Origin of the sequence: Proteus sp. CA142267, assembly GCF_003336825.1 — a bacterium.
Taxonomy (GTDB): domain Bacteria; phylum Pseudomonadota; class Gammaproteobacteria; order Enterobacterales; family Enterobacteriaceae; genus Proteus; species Proteus terrae.
On the sequence record NZ_QPMG01000008.1, the window covers coordinates 141,647 to 155,210 of the forward strand.

The 13,564-nt window shown below is 41.6% G+C and carries 11 protein-coding genes; 3 read left to right on the top strand and 8 right to left on the bottom strand.

What is annotated here, in order from left to right:
* Positions 1 to 229: 229 nt before the first annotated feature.
* From folK to sfsA, 5 genes are all read right to left on the bottom strand, one after another.
* A complete protein-coding gene (gene folK, locus C0T34_RS13775) occupies positions 230 to 724 on the bottom strand; it encodes a 2-amino-4-hydroxy-6-hydroxymethyldihydropteridine diphosphokinase (RefSeq protein WP_098941028.1) in 495 nt (164 codons plus the stop codon).
* Positions 717 to 2,324, bottom strand: coding sequence for a polynucleotide adenylyltransferase PcnB (gene pcnB / locus C0T34_RS13780; protein WP_098941027.1), 1,608 nt, complete (start codon positions 2,322 to 2,324; stop codon positions 717 to 719). The genes folK and pcnB overlap by 8 nt, the downstream gene beginning before the upstream one ends.
* A 37-nt stretch (positions 2,325 to 2,361) precedes the next feature.
* The gene (gene gluQRS, locus C0T34_RS13785; RefSeq protein ID WP_098941026.1) at positions 2,362 to 3,273 is read right to left on the bottom strand and encodes a tRNA glutamyl-Q(34) synthetase GluQRS; all 912 of its coding nucleotides are present in this window, start codon (positions 3,271 to 3,273) and stop codon (positions 2,362 to 2,364) included.
* Positions 3,274 to 3,326: 53 nt separating this feature from the next.
* Positions 3,327 to 3,782 carry an RNA polymerase-binding protein DksA gene (dksA, locus tag C0T34_RS13790; protein WP_023580786.1) on the bottom strand — a complete coding sequence of 152 codons (456 nt, stop codon included), beginning with the start codon at positions 3,780 to 3,782 and terminating at the stop codon, positions 3,327 to 3,329.
* 196 nt (positions 3,783 to 3,978) lie between these two features.
* Positions 3,979 to 4,689, bottom strand: a complete 711-nt coding sequence (sfsA, locus tag C0T34_RS13795; RefSeq protein WP_098941025.1) for a DNA/RNA nuclease SfsA — start codon at positions 4,687 to 4,689, stop codon at positions 3,979 to 3,981.
* An 85-nt stretch (positions 4,690 to 4,774) separates the two neighbouring features.
* On the opposite strand from sfsA, the gene hrpB reads away from it, so the two are divergent.
* Both hrpB and mrcB read left to right on the top strand, forming a co-directional pair.
* Entirely contained in the window at positions 4,775 to 7,207 is a 2,433-nt protein-coding gene (gene hrpB, locus C0T34_RS13800) for an ATP-dependent helicase HrpB (protein ID WP_109850326.1), read from the top strand.
* Between the two features lie 128 nt (positions 7,208 to 7,335).
* A complete protein-coding gene (mrcB, locus tag C0T34_RS13805) occupies positions 7,336 to 9,642 on the top strand; it encodes a bifunctional glycosyl transferase/transpeptidase (protein ID WP_098941024.1) in 2,307 nt (768 codons plus the stop codon).
* Between the two features lie 92 nt (positions 9,643 to 9,734).
* On the opposite strand, the gene hemL is transcribed toward mrcB, so the two are convergent.
* Complete coding sequence (hemL, locus tag C0T34_RS13810) at positions 9,735 to 11,021, bottom strand: glutamate-1-semialdehyde 2,1-aminomutase (protein WP_098941023.1); 1,287 nt, start codon at positions 11,019 to 11,021, stop codon at positions 9,735 to 9,737.
* A 275-nt stretch (positions 11,022 to 11,296) separates the two neighbouring features.
* On the opposite strand from hemL, the gene erpA reads away from it, so the two are divergent.
* Positions 11,297 to 11,641 (top strand): iron-sulfur cluster insertion protein ErpA, encoded by a 345-nt coding sequence (gene erpA, locus C0T34_RS13815; protein ID WP_006534944.1) that lies wholly within the window; start codon positions 11,297 to 11,299, stop codon positions 11,639 to 11,641.
* Positions 11,642 to 11,840: 199 nt separating this feature from the next.
* Here erpA and btuF read toward each other — a convergent pair whose 3' ends face one another.
* On the bottom strand, positions 11,841 to 12,668 hold the full coding sequence (gene btuF / locus C0T34_RS13820) for a vitamin B12 ABC transporter substrate-binding protein BtuF (protein ID WP_109850327.1): 828 nt from the start codon (positions 12,666 to 12,668) through the stop codon (positions 11,841 to 11,843).
* A gap of 104 nt (positions 12,669 to 12,772) precedes the next feature.
* Complete coding sequence (gene mtnN, locus C0T34_RS13825) at positions 12,773 to 13,468, bottom strand: 5'-methylthioadenosine/S-adenosylhomocysteine nucleosidase (protein WP_109850328.1); 696 nt, start codon at positions 13,466 to 13,468, stop codon at positions 12,773 to 12,775.
* Between the last annotated feature and the right edge of the window lie 96 nt (positions 13,469 to 13,564).

Consider the following 13,564-nt stretch of genomic DNA (forward strand, 5'->3'; position numbering starts at 1 on the left):
AAGTAAATTCGAGTGCCTTGAGTGCGGATATACAGAGAACGCGGATATCAACGGTGCTCGTAACATTTTAGCGGCAGGACATGTCGTTCTAGCCTGTGGAGGGATGGTGCAGTCAGGAACCCCGAGGTGAGTCAGGCTACGGTCTGAACGCAGTAGGGATCCCCGTCCTTCAGGGCGAGGAGGATGTCAAAGTATCAACCTTTAGCATTAAGAGCGTATTAGTGTGAAATTACCACTTTTCCATGCCATTTTCGGGTACTAACGCCAATCTATCTGCTAATAACTCACCATCAGGAAAGCGAAGGTCGGGGGCTAATTCAGCTAATGGATAAAGCATAAATTCACGGACTTTAAGCCCGTAATGAGGTACGGTTAATCGCTCGGTTTGGATCACATCATCACCAAATAACATAATATCAAGGTCGAGCGTTCTTGGTCCCCAACGATTACCTTCTTTTCTAACACGACCTTGCGCCAATTCAATAGCTTGAGTGTTATCAAGTAACTCTTCTGGCGCTAATGTTGTATCAACCGCAACAGCGACATTTAGGTAATCAGGCTGATCTTGAGGCCCCATTGGACGTGTACGATACCAAGATGACTGTGCAATCAATGTTGTTTGTGGGATCTCACTGATTGCTTTAATCGCTGAATTCACCTGCTCGTCAGGTGAATTCAAATTACTTCCCAGAATGATATAAACACGTTTTTTCTGTTTACTCATTGGTACTCTCTTGTCTAGATGCAGGTTTTGCACTTGGATGACGAGGGCGTTTACGTGGACGTGGACGTCTGCGAACCGGTGCTTGACCTAATTCAGATACCATTGAGCGCTGTTGCGTATTGTTAGACGCTTGGAAATCAGCCCACCAACTTGCTAACGCTTCAAGCTCTGGATTGTGTTGTACATTGGCACGTAATTCCAGTAAATCGAACGCTGCACGGAATTTAGGGTGCTCAAGTAATTTATTCGCACGACGACCTTGGCGTTTAGGTAAACGTTGCTGTAATTGCCAGATATCACGCATTGTTGTGGTAATACGTTTTGGTATCGCAATAGTACGGCATTGCTCATCTAAAATATCGTTCATCGCCATAGAGAAAGAGTCATAGTAAGAAAGACCACTTTCTTGGACTAACTTTTCAGCATGTTCAATTAATGGATACCACAACATTGCCGCAAATAAGAACGCCGGATTGACTCGCATCTCTTTATTAATGCGATAGTCCGTATTTTTGAGAACTTGATCTAACATTCTCTCCATCGGCGTATCATGTTGCTCCGTCATTTTAGAGGCAATCAGCGGAAACAGTGGCTCAAGTAATTGATGACGGCACATTAACTTGTAAGTTTTGTAGCCTTGCCCTGTTTGTAATAATTTTAGTGACTCTTCAAAAAGGCGAGCTGATGGAATATTACGTAATAAAGGGGCGAGCCTACCAATTGGCTCTGCGGTTTCAGGCGCAATTTGCATATCCAATTTGCTGGCAAAGCGAATGGCTCTAAGCATTCTGACGGGATCTTCGCGATAACGCGTTTCAGGATCGCCAATTAAGCGAATAATACCTGCTTTTAGATCCGCTAAACCGCCAACGTAATCACGTACAGCAAAATCATCAACACCGTAATAAAGGCTGTTTAATGTAAAGTCACGACGAATGGCATCTTCTTCAATTGAGCCGAAAATATTGTCGCGCAGTAACATGCCACTTTGTGCTTGCTGAGATTGGTTATTGTCTGAAATCTCATGATCTTCATGAGAACCGCGGAAAGTCGCAACCTCAATCACTTCAGGGCCAAACATAATATGAGCAAGACGGAAACGACGACCGACTAAACGGCTGTTGCGGAATAATCGACGCACATCTTCAGGTGTTGCATTAGTGGCAATATCAAAATCTTTTGGTTTTTTTCCCAGTAATAAGTCACGGACACCACCACCCACTAAATAAGCCTGAAAGCCTGAGTTGTTAAGGCGATAAAGCACTTTTAATGCATTATCGCTGATGTCTTTACGTGAAATTGGGTGTTGATCTCTTGGGATCACAGTCATTGGCAAATCACTCCCGTTCGCCTTTTCTTTATTACTCTTTTTTTTACGGGGACGGTCTGCGGATATAGCAGGACGCCGACGCACAGGTTTCTGTGTTTCTTGTATTGGTCGGTCAGATGCAGTGACTGGCCTTTCACTTGCTACCGGTTGTGTGTCTGATGACGTTGTTTGTCGCCCTAGCAGATTACGGCAGAAATGTGCTACTCGATTAAAAATATGACACCTCGAATAATAAATTCTAATAATTAAAAAAATTAAGCGGCTAATCATAGCCTACTGAACATTTTTTGAGAATGCTTTGTGTGGTTTATTCATACCCTTGTTGCTGATGATTTTGTTTTAAAATCTCAGAAGGTGACCACTGCGCAGTCGCAATCTCTAACAATGATGCTAACGAATAATCTTGCCAACCCGCAATAATAGGCTGATTAAGAAATCGCAAAGCATCGATAATGACGGGTCTTGGATCAGTATCTGGCAACGCATGTGCGTGATTTTGTTTTGATAATTTATTACCGTCATGATTTATTGCTAAAGGTAAATGAGCATAACGCGGAATAGGTAAATTCAGTTGTTTATGTAAACTGATTTGTCGCAACGTGGGATCAAGTAGATCGGCACCTCTAACAACTTCGGTTACACCCTGATAATTATCATCAATCACCGTCACTAGATTATACGCAAATAAGTTATTTTTTCTGTGAATAATCATATCTTCTAACACGATAGACGTACTCTTTGAATAATATGTACCTTGAATGACATCTTCAAAATGATAAACAGGATGCTGTTGGATCAACCTCCATGCACTCTCTTTATTAAAAGGTATCACATTGTCTGTGAGTGGCTCTCGGTGACGACAGTGGTTATCATACACGCCCCCTAAGTCATGTAAACGATGACGGCTACAATGACAGTGGTAGCAAACACCCTCTTTCCAAAGAGTGTGTAAAATTTCACGGTAAGCATCATGGCGTTGCGATTGATAGAGGATCTCTTCATCCCAGAACAAACCATAATGTTCTAATGTGCGAATAATTTGGGATGCAGTGCCGGGGGGTTCTCTAAGAGGGTCGATATCATCGATGCGCAGAAGCCAACGCCCATGGTGTGTGCGAGCTTGAAGATAACTGCCAAGCGCAGTAACCAATGAGCCAAAATGAAGTTGACCCGTTGGCGATGGCGCAAAGCGCCCAATATAGTCTGTAATCTCGTGCATCGAAAGATTCAGATTAACGCCTCAACGTATTAGGCTGAGGCGTTTACTCATTATTAGCCAGCCATCTGCTTTTCACGGATTTCAGCTAATGTCTTACAGTCGATACATAAATCGGCTGTAGGGCGAGCTTCTAAACGGCGAATACCGATTTCTACTCCACAAGATTCACAGAAACCAAAGTCATCATCTTCGACTTTTTTCAGTGTTTTCTCGATTTTCTTAATGAGTTTACGTTCACGATCACGGTTACGCAGCTCAAGACTGAATTCTTCTTCTTGTGCAGCACGGTCAACGGGATCGGGGAAGTTTGCCGCCTCATCTTGCATATGAGTAACGGTGCGGTTGACTTCATCCCTGAGCTGATTGCGCCAAGATTCAAGTATTAGCTTAAAATGCGCTAATTGGGCTTCGTTCATGTACTCTTCGCCCGCTTTTTCCTGATATGGCTCAACGCCAGCAATAGCGAGAATGCTCATGGACGATGTTTTACGCTTTTGCCCTTCTTGCATAATGCTTCTCCTACATACGCATTTCTGAATAATCCCCACCTTCAAAACAGGAAGGGGAAAAAATAGGGCGCTATAAATAGCAGATGCCCGCGAGGATAGCAATTATTCCTTCAATAAGTTTTCTCATGGTGTGAAGGCACGCAAGTAAATGTCCCTTTTTAGTTAAAAAATGCTTAACTAACACCATAAGAATCAATTAACCATTTGAAATAAAAGGTAATTGCTCTCCAATTGTTAAATTGTATTCACTAATATTGATGCGATAACACAAGATTTCAACCCCTGCATCACTCGCTTCTTTTAGCAGTGAAGCATAGGCAGGGTCAATCTCTTTAGCAACAGTCACTTCCGTAATCCCAGTATGGGGAACTGCGTAGAATAAGACAGCCCTTAAACCCAATTTTGCGATAGCCGTCAACTCTCGAAGATGTTTCTGTCCACGTTCTGTCTTTGCATCAGGGAAATAGCCCATACTGTTGTCTAGCAAGGTGACTGACTTCACTTCAATATAACAGTCAACTTTATGATTTGATTTAAGTAAAATGTCAATACGGCTGTTCTCACTGCCGTATTTCACTTCTCGTTTTATCTCGTCATACTCAGATAATTCTGGAATGTCACCCGCCTCAATAGCATCAGCAATAATTCCATTCGCTCTTAAGGTATTTACACAAATCCAATCATCGGTTTGAGTTTGAGTCAGTTCCCAGCTATGCGGATATTTTCTTTTTGCATTTGAAGAGGTGGAGTACCAAACGGTATCACCGGGTGTCGCACATCCCGTCATTGCACCGGTGTTGGCGCAATGGAGCGTGAATTTTTCCCCATTAGGGGTAACAACGTCTGCTAAAAAACGCTTATATCGTTTTAGTAAAGTGGCAGATTGTAGCGGTTGCTCAAATTTCATGACAACTCCGATGAAAATACGACCTTTAATAAAGCGCTAATGCTACAATGCCTAGCCAAGAAAGTTAATGAGTCATGGAGCCTGTGTGCATTTATTGCCAATCTTTGATGTAACAGAAAAAATCGTTACTGCATTAAAACAATCCCCACAAGTTTTGCTTCATGCACCTACTGGTGCTGGTAAATCCACGGCACTTCCTCTCTATTTGCTGGAGCAAAACTGTTTTGATGGCAAAATCATTTTATTAGAGCCAAGACGAATAGCGGCTAAAAGCATTGCTTACCGTTTAGCCAGCCAACTAAATGAAGAAGTTGGAAATACGGTAGGTTACCGAATGAAGGCGGAAAGCAAAGTCAGCTCACAAACTCGACTTGAAGTGGTAACAGAAGGGGTATTAAACCGGATGTTACAGCAAGATCCAGAGTTGACAGGCGTGAGCCTAGTGATTTTAGATGAATTTCATGAACGTAGTTTACAGGCAGATTTAGCACTGGCTCTATTGCTTGATGTGCAGATGGGGTTACGTGATGATTTACGTGTTCTGATTATGTCCGCAACCTTAGATAATCAAAAACTCACCTCACTATTACCAGATGCCCCCATGATCAGTGCACAAGGGCGCAGTTATCCCGTCGAAAGAGTGTATTCTCCTATCAATACGCATCAACCCTTTGAACAAGAAATTGCCACAATGGCGTTGCGATTATTGACACAAGAAACTGGTTCTATGCTGATATTCTTGCCGGGTAGTGCAGAGATAGTGCGTGTTGTAGATATTCTAAAAGAGAAAGTGGATGGCAATATTTTACTATTTCCACTTTATGGCGCGCTTTCATTAGCTGAACAACAAAAAGCGATTGAACCAACTGAAAAAGGTTATCGAAAAGTCGTACTTGCCACCAATATTGCAGAAACCAGCCTGACTATTGAAGGTATTCGCTTGGTTCTTGATAGCACTATTGAAAAACGCGCTCAATTTGATTTGAAAAGCGGTGTTACTAGCTTACTGCGTCAAAGAATTAGCCAATCATCACAGACACAAAGAGCTGGGCGAGCAGGACGTCTTGAAGCGGGTATTTGCTGGCATTTAATAAGCCAAGAACAGGCAGAGCGTGTTGCTTCTCACCAAATACCTGAAATTTTGAGTAGTGACTTATCGTCGTTATGGCTTTCTGTCTTGCAGTGGGGCTGCCGTGACATTAATCAATTGAATTGGTTGGACACGCCAACACCTCAAGCATTACATGCTGCTAAAGATTTATTGTATCGTTTAGGGGCAATAGATAAACAAGGTGGATTAACCGCACGAGGCTCACGCATGGCTCAATGGGGCATAGAGCCCCGATTAGCAGCAATCTTAGATTATGCGAGTGAGCAAAGTGACAATCATCTTGCGACGGCAGCACGCTTATGTGCAATCTTAGAAGAGCCACCCCGAGGACAAGAAATTAATTTAGAGTGGATTGCTCAACAAAAAAACACCTTCTGGACACGACGTGAAAAACAGCTTTCTCAACATCGAAAAGGGATGTTTTGTCCTGAATTGTTAGGTTTATTATTAGCGGTTGGGTTTCCTGATAGGATTGCTAAAAATCGTGATAATCAAGGTCGTTTTCGCTTAGCAAATGGGCAAGGTGCTATGATGGAGCACTCGCACTCAATAAGTGATACAGCGTGGATCTTAGCACCATTATTACTACAAAATGCGCATTATGCCGATGTCCGAATTTTATTAGCGCTACCGATTGATATCGATGAAATATCAGCTACTTTTCCAGAGCTTATTGAAAATAATACGACGGTTGAATGGGATGAAAAACGCGGTACGTTGGTTGCATGGCAACAACGTCAGTTAGGACGATTAACTTTAAGCCAGCGTCAATTAGACAAACCCAATAAACAGCAAATGCAACAAGCATTATTGAATTGGCTGAGAGATAACGGTTTAAATGCTTTAGCACTGAGTGAAGAGACTCAACAGCTTTTTATACGCCTTTCTTTGGCGAAAAAATGGTGCCCAGATGCTTTATTACCTGATTTAGAAGAAACGGTGTTACTTGAAACGTTAGAAACATGGCTATTGCCTGAGCTGGGAGATGTTCAGACATTAAAGGCATTACAACAAATTGATATCAATACGATTATTAAAAATCAATTAACATGGCATGAAAATCAGTTGCTTCAAAGCTTATTTCCGACGCATTATTTGGCGCCAACAGGCACAAAAGTGATTATCAACTATGATTTGGAGTTACCTCCTGTGATCGCGATCCGCATTCAAGAGGTTTATGGCGAACAGCAAAGTCCTATTGTAGCGAATGGTCAATTACCTGTTTTGATGGAATTATTATCACCTGCTCATAGACCTATTCAGAAAACACAAGATTTAGCGACATTTTGGGCAGGAAGTTATAAAGATGTGCAAAAAGAGATGAAAGGGCGTTATCCCAAGCATTTATGGCCTGATTCACCCGCAGATACCGCACCCACACGACGAGTAAAAAAATATAGCCACTAAATGAATATTAGTTTTACCCTAGTTTTATTCGTATTTGAGAGCTTTCTTGTGGGATCACACAGAAAAATAGCGACAATGTTAGGCTTCTTTATCCTGTGATAAAGGGGTTTTAATGAGAGATACAGTTCATGAGTAGAAAGAAAAGACCAGTGAAACAAACCAAAAGAGGTCGTTCTTGGTTTTGGTTATTTGTCAAAATCGCCATTGTGGTTGCGGTTTTAATGGGCATTTATGGTGTTTATTTACATTCTCAAATTAAAGAGCGCCTTGATGGCAATGTTTGGGAATTACCCGCCGCGGTTTACGGACGTACCGTTAACTTAGAACCGAGCATGAATTATAGCCAAAAAGAGATGGTGAGCTTACTTGAGGGTATGCAATACCGCAATGTTAACAAAATCACTCGTCCTGGCGAATTTGTTGTAAGAGGCAACACGATTGAAATGTTGCGCCGACCTTTTGATTTTCCTGATGGCCGTGAAGAACAAATTTTAGCTAAATTAGCCTTTGAGCAAAATTCCTTGGTTAGCATTACTAACATGGATAATCAGCGGCAGTTTGGCTTTTTCCGTCTTGATCCTAAATTAATTACCATGATGCAATCTGCAAATGGTGAACAACGCCTATTCTTAGCAAGAGATAAATTCCCACAATTATTAGTGGATACATTAATAGCAACAGAAGATCGCCGCTTCTATGAGCACGACGGTATCAGTTTTTATTCTATTGGTCGTGCTGTATTAGCGAATTTTACTGCGGGCAAAGCAGTTCAAGGCGGGAGTACCTTAACGCAACAGTTAGTAAAAAACCTGTTTTTAACTAACGAAAGAACATTAAAAAGAAAGCTTAATGAAGCCTATATGGCGATCATTATGGATGCGAGTTATAGCAAAGATCGCATTTTAGAGTTGTATCTTAATGAGGTTTTTTTAGGGCAAAGTGGCGATGAACAAATTCGAGGCTTCCCTTTAGCTAGCCTTTACTACTTTGGTCGACCTGTTGATGAATTAAGTCTTGATCAGCAAGCTCTTTTAGTGGGTATGGTTAAAGGTGCCTCTGCTTATAATCCTTGGCGTAACCCTAAAGCGGCGTTAGAACGTCGTAATGTGGTGTTAAAACTACTGCAAACCCAAGAGATAATCGACCAAGAGCTTTACAATGTGCTTAGTGCGCGTCCTTTAGGTGTGAAGCCACGTAGCGAAGCGTTAACGCCTCAACCTGCGTTTATGCAACTGGTTCGCCAAGAGTTACAAACAACCTTGGGCGATAAAGTTAAAGATTTATCAGGCACCAAAATTTTCACCACATTAGATCCTGTCTCACAAGATGCGGCTGAAAAAGCGGTTGAGGTGGGTGTCGCAGATATCCGTAAAGTTCGTAAAATTGACGATCTTGAAGGGGCGATGGTTGTTGTGGATCGCTTAAGTGGTGAAGTGAGAGCCTTAGTGGGGGGATCTCAACCACAATATGCAGGTTTTAACCGTGCATTATCGGCTCGCCGCTCTATTGGCTCTTTAGCAAAACCAGCGACTTATTTAACCGCATTAAGTGAACCAGATCGTTTTCGTTTAAATACATGGCTTGCTGATGAACCGATTTCTGTACCTATTCCCGGGGGGAAACCTTGGCAACCTCGTAACTACGATCGTGGTTATAAAGGTAAATTAATGCTGGTGGATGCGTTAGCAACATCACGTAACATACCTACAGTAAATCTTGGTTTAGAAGTGGGATTAGACCAAGTGATCAAAACATGGATCAACTTAGGCGCACCAGCGGAAAATCTGGAAAAAGTGCCAGCGATGTTATTAGGTGCATTAAACTTAACACCGATGGAAGTGGCTCAAACCTTCCAAACAATTGGTAGTTTAGGTAATCGTGCAAAATTATCATCATTGCGTTCTGTTATTGCCCAAGATGGCACAGTGCTTTACCAAAGTTATCCTCAAGCTGAAACGACTGTTTCACCTCAAGCGGCTTATATGACGTTATTTGGTATGCAACAAGTGGTGAATTCGGGAACAGCATGGCGTGTATTAAAACCAAAATTTGGCAATTACAACCTTGCAGGCAAAACCGGTACCACTAACGATCTTCGTGATAGTTGGTTTGCCGGAATAGATGGCAAGGAAGTGACGATTTCATGGATGGGACGCGATAATAATGGTCCAACGAACTTAACAGGTTCAACAGGGGCGCTGTTGCTGTATCGTAACTATTTAGAAAATCAAGCACCGCTGAAATTAAATCCATCAGCACCAGAAGATATCGCAGAAATGTCTGTTGATGCTCAAGGTAACTTTGCTTGTTATGGTGGAGGTGTTCGTACTCTACCTGTATGGACTGCTAATCCAGATGGATTGTGCACACCTATTCAGCAAGACACTGATGAAAGTGGTGCACCAAAATGGTTACAAGATCTATTTTCTGAGTAGGTAATCACGTAGATTAGCTAAAATAAAAACGGCACATAAGTGCCGTTTTTTGTTTATTTACATCTTATTTTTATCAAAAAACTAATCGGATCTTAGCCCTTCATCTGAGCAAAAGCATATTCCGCTGCATCAATAGTGCGTTGAATATCTTCTTTGGTATGAGCGATAGACATAAAGCCAGCTTCAAATGCAGAAGGTGCAAGGTAGACGCGTTTTTCTAACATTAAATGGAAGAACTGTTTGAAGCGTTCAACATCGCAGTTCATCACATCTTGGTAGCAAGTGACTTCTTTTGCATCCGTAAAGAATAGACCAAACATACCGCCAATATGGTTGATAACCATTGGAATACCTGCTTGTTGTGCTTTTTCAAGTAAACCATCAGCCAGCATTGTTGTTAGTTCATTTAATGTTTGATGAACACCCGGTTGTGATACTTCGTGTAAACATGCGAGACCTGCTGCCATTGCAATGGGGTTGCCTGATAAAGTACCCGCTTGATAAACAGGGCCAATTGGCGCGAGTTTAGACATCACTTCCATATGTCCACCAAATGCACCCACTGGCATACCGCCACCAATGATTTTACCTAAGCATGTTAAGTCAGGATCAACATCGTAATAAGCTTGTGCGCCACCTAATGCCACGCGAAAGCCTGTCATAACTTCATCAATAATCAGCAATGCACCAAACTCATCACATAATGCACGCAAGCCCGGTAAGAAGTCTGTTTTTGGTGGTACGCAGTTCATATTGCCCGCAACAGGTTCAACAATGATACAAGCGACTTCTTCAGGGTAGTTTTCAAATGCTTGGCGTACAGAATTCAAATCATTGTAAGTACAGGTTAAGGTGTGTTTTACAAAATCAGCTGGTACACCAGGTGAATTTGGCTGCCCCATAGTTAATGCGCCAGAGCCCGCTTTTACTAATAGGCAATCTGCATGACCGTGGTAGCAACCTTCAAACTTAATGATTTTGTCACGACCAGTGTAACCACGAGCAAGGCGAATAGCGCTCATTGTCGCTTCTGTTCCTGAGTTCACCATGCGAACCATGTCCATGGAAGGTACAAGTTCAGTGACTAGGTTTGCCATTTCAACTTCAGCTGCCGTTGGTGCACCAAAGCTTAGACCTTTTTGTACAGCGTCAGTAACTGCATGGCGAATGGAAGGGTGGTTATGGCCTAAAACCATCGGTCCCCATGAGCCGACATAGTCAAGGTAAGCTCGTCCATCAACGTCGTAAATATACGCACCATTAGCACGTTCAATAAAAAGAGGGGTTCCACCTACACCGTTAAATGCTCTAACAGGTGAGTTGACACCGCCGGGGATCACTTGTTGTGCGAGATTATAAAGCGTTTCAGACTTGCTCATGTCAGACTCCTAATGATGGGTGAGCGTAAGATTAAGGCGTATTCTAAATCACCACGCAGATGAAGCCAAATATACGGCAACAACATTTTGATTTATCACTGTTATTGTGGGTACGTGGTTTATCGTAAAAAGTGATAGGTAGCAAAAAGTGTATTTTGTCCACAACAAACTTGAAGGTTATGAGCAGGTATTAGATAATCATCACATTATATCAGCAAGAAATATAAATTTTTGCTGGCTGTTTTTTTGCTGGAATACCCAGTCTGGAGTGAACAATGAGTGATGATATGGCTCTGCCGTTACAATTTACTGACGCGGCTGCAAATAAAGTAAAAGATTTGATTGCGGATGAAGAAAATCCAAATCTGCGTTTACGTGTTTATATCACGGGTGGCGGTTGTAGCGGATTCCAGTATGGTTTTACCTTTGATGATGCAATGAATGAAGGTGATATGACCATAGAAAAACAAGGCGTTGCCTTAGTGGTTGATCCGATGAGTTTGCAGTATTTAGTGGGTGGCTGTGTGGATTATACCGAGGGATTGGAGGGGTCGCGTTTTATTGTGACGAATCCTAATGCTAAGAGTACGTGTGGTTGTGGCTCCTCCTTTAGTATTTGATCCTTCTTTGGCGTCGTGGCTGTGTAGTAGTGCCACGGCGTTAGAGCAGTGCTCGTAATGCTCACATACTAATGTATGCTCCACTTACTGTGCACTGCTTGCTTGCGCACGACTTTTGTCTGTGGTTACTCTTCTCTTCTTTATTTTTGGTTGTTTAAAAGGCTGTGTATTAGTGGCTACTGAATAACTGATTATTTTGCTAATGGTTCGTTGCTATTGCCTCACAAACTTGCTGTGCCGCATTAATAATACGCGGTGCAGGTCGGCTAAAACTGTCTTCATCAATAGCAATAACCGGTACTGTGAGCTGAGGTTGCCAAAATGCTTGTACTGTAGGTATTTGATCTGCTTTACCACTGAATATAATCAAATCAGGTTGCTTTGTAAGTACTTGTTCACGACTTACTTGAGGCCATGTCACAGGGCTATTAGCAAAGATATTTTCACCGCCACAAAGTTTAGTAATATGGCTTTGTAATGAGCTATTTGATGTAGTAAATAACGGCTGCATCCCAAATTGAATAAATACTTTTTTCTTGGAGTGATTCGATATAGTTGATGCGTATTGTTGCTGCAACGCTTGATATTGCTGGCGTAATTGTTGGGCATTTTTTAATGCAATATCAGGATGATGGCTATAATTGGAAAGAGTAATGAGATCGTCTGCGATCTCTTCAATACTTTGTGGATCAGAATAGATGATAGAAATCCCCAAAGCTTTTAACTGATCTAACGAACGTTGTGGATTACCGCCTTGCCATGCAATCACTAAATCAGGTTTTAATAATAGAATGCGTTCGATATTAATACCCTGCCAATTGGCAACTTGTTCAATACTTTTGGCTTCCGCTGGATAATCAGAGTAAGCACTAACTCCGACAATATTATCTCCCATACCTGCGGCGTAAGCCATTTCAGTAGCTGATGGCGATAACGTAATAACACGATCAGCAGGTGTGATAGCAATGACAAAGTTTAGCCAAAATAATGAACAGAGTAATAATCCAAGATTGATAAATAAACGCATTACTTTTCCGATAATAAAAAATACCCACCTATTTTTTATCTTAGAATAAACAAAAAATAAAGGTGGGGTATTGATAAAACGATATTAGGATTATCTCGACTTAATTAGTCTTTTAATTTATCCAACATCGCTGTCACCATTAAGCTCGATTGTTCTGCAGCAACAGATAAAAACTCATCAAAGCTTAAATGCGATTCTTTATCAGCCACATCAGAAATAGCACGAACCACAACAAATGGTGTGTTGAATTGATGGCAAACATGACCAATTGCGGTGGATTCCATTTCTACGGCAGCAACATCTGGGAATGTACGACGAATACGCGCTAAAGGCTCTGCACCATTAATAAATGCATCACCACTACAAATTAAACCACGAACAGCATTTAATTTTAGCGATTCAATACACTCTTCTGCGATGCTAATAAGTTTAGGATCTGCAATAAAAGCAGGAGGGCATTGTGCCATTTGACCTGGTTCATAACCAAACGCAGTCACATCTGCATCGTGATAGCGAACTTCTGTTGAAACAACGATATCACCGACATTTAATCTTGAGTCTAAGCCACCCGCAGAACCAGTATTGATAACAACATCAGGGCGAAAATGCTCAAGCAATAAGGTTGTGCCAATCGCAGCCGCAACTTTACCAATACCTGATTTTAATAATGCAATATCAACACCGTTGATTGTGCCTGTATAGATTTCACAACCGCCACGAGATAAGATTTGGCAATCTTCAATTTTCTCACGTAGAAGTGTGACTTCTTGCTCCATTGCACCTATTACGCCAACTCTCATTGTGTCATACTCACTTGTAGGTTAATAATAAATAGAAATTTAAATAGAGTTTAACATCTATCGGAAAAACACGATATAACACAAAGAATAGAGAAT

Coding starts and splice junctions, on each gene's coding strand:
- mtnN (WP_109850328.1), bottom strand. CDS start 13,468: ATGAGAGTTGGCGTAATAGGTGCAATGGAGCAAGAAGTCACACTTCTA.
- sfsA (WP_098941025.1), bottom strand. CDS start 4,689: ATGAAATTTGAGCAACCGCTACAATCTGCCACTTTACTAAAACGATAT.
- mrcB (WP_098941024.1), top strand. CDS start 7,336: ATGAGTAGAAAGAAAAGACCAGTGAAACAAACCAAAAGAGGTCGTTCT.
- gluQRS (WP_098941026.1), bottom strand. CDS start 3,273: ATGCACGAGATTACAGACTATATTGGGCGCTTTGCGCCATCGCCAACG.
- hemL (WP_098941023.1), bottom strand. CDS start 11,021: ATGAGCAAGTCTGAAACGCTTTATAATCTCGCACAACAAGTGATCCCC.
- dksA (WP_023580786.1), bottom strand. CDS start 3,782: ATGCAAGAAGGGCAAAAGCGTAAAACATCGTCCATGAGCATTCTCGCT.
- erpA (WP_006534944.1), top strand. CDS start 11,297: ATGAGTGATGATATGGCTCTGCCGTTACAATTTACTGACGCGGCTGCA.
- btuF (WP_109850327.1), bottom strand. CDS start 12,668: ATGCGTTTATTTATCAATCTTGGATTATTACTCTGTTCATTATTTTGG.
- pcnB (WP_098941027.1), bottom strand. CDS start 2,324: ATGATTAGCCGCTTAATTTTTTTAATTATTAGAATTTATTATTCGAGG.
- folK (WP_098941028.1), bottom strand. CDS start 724: ATGAGTAAACAGAAAAAACGTGTTTATATCATTCTGGGAAGTAATTTG.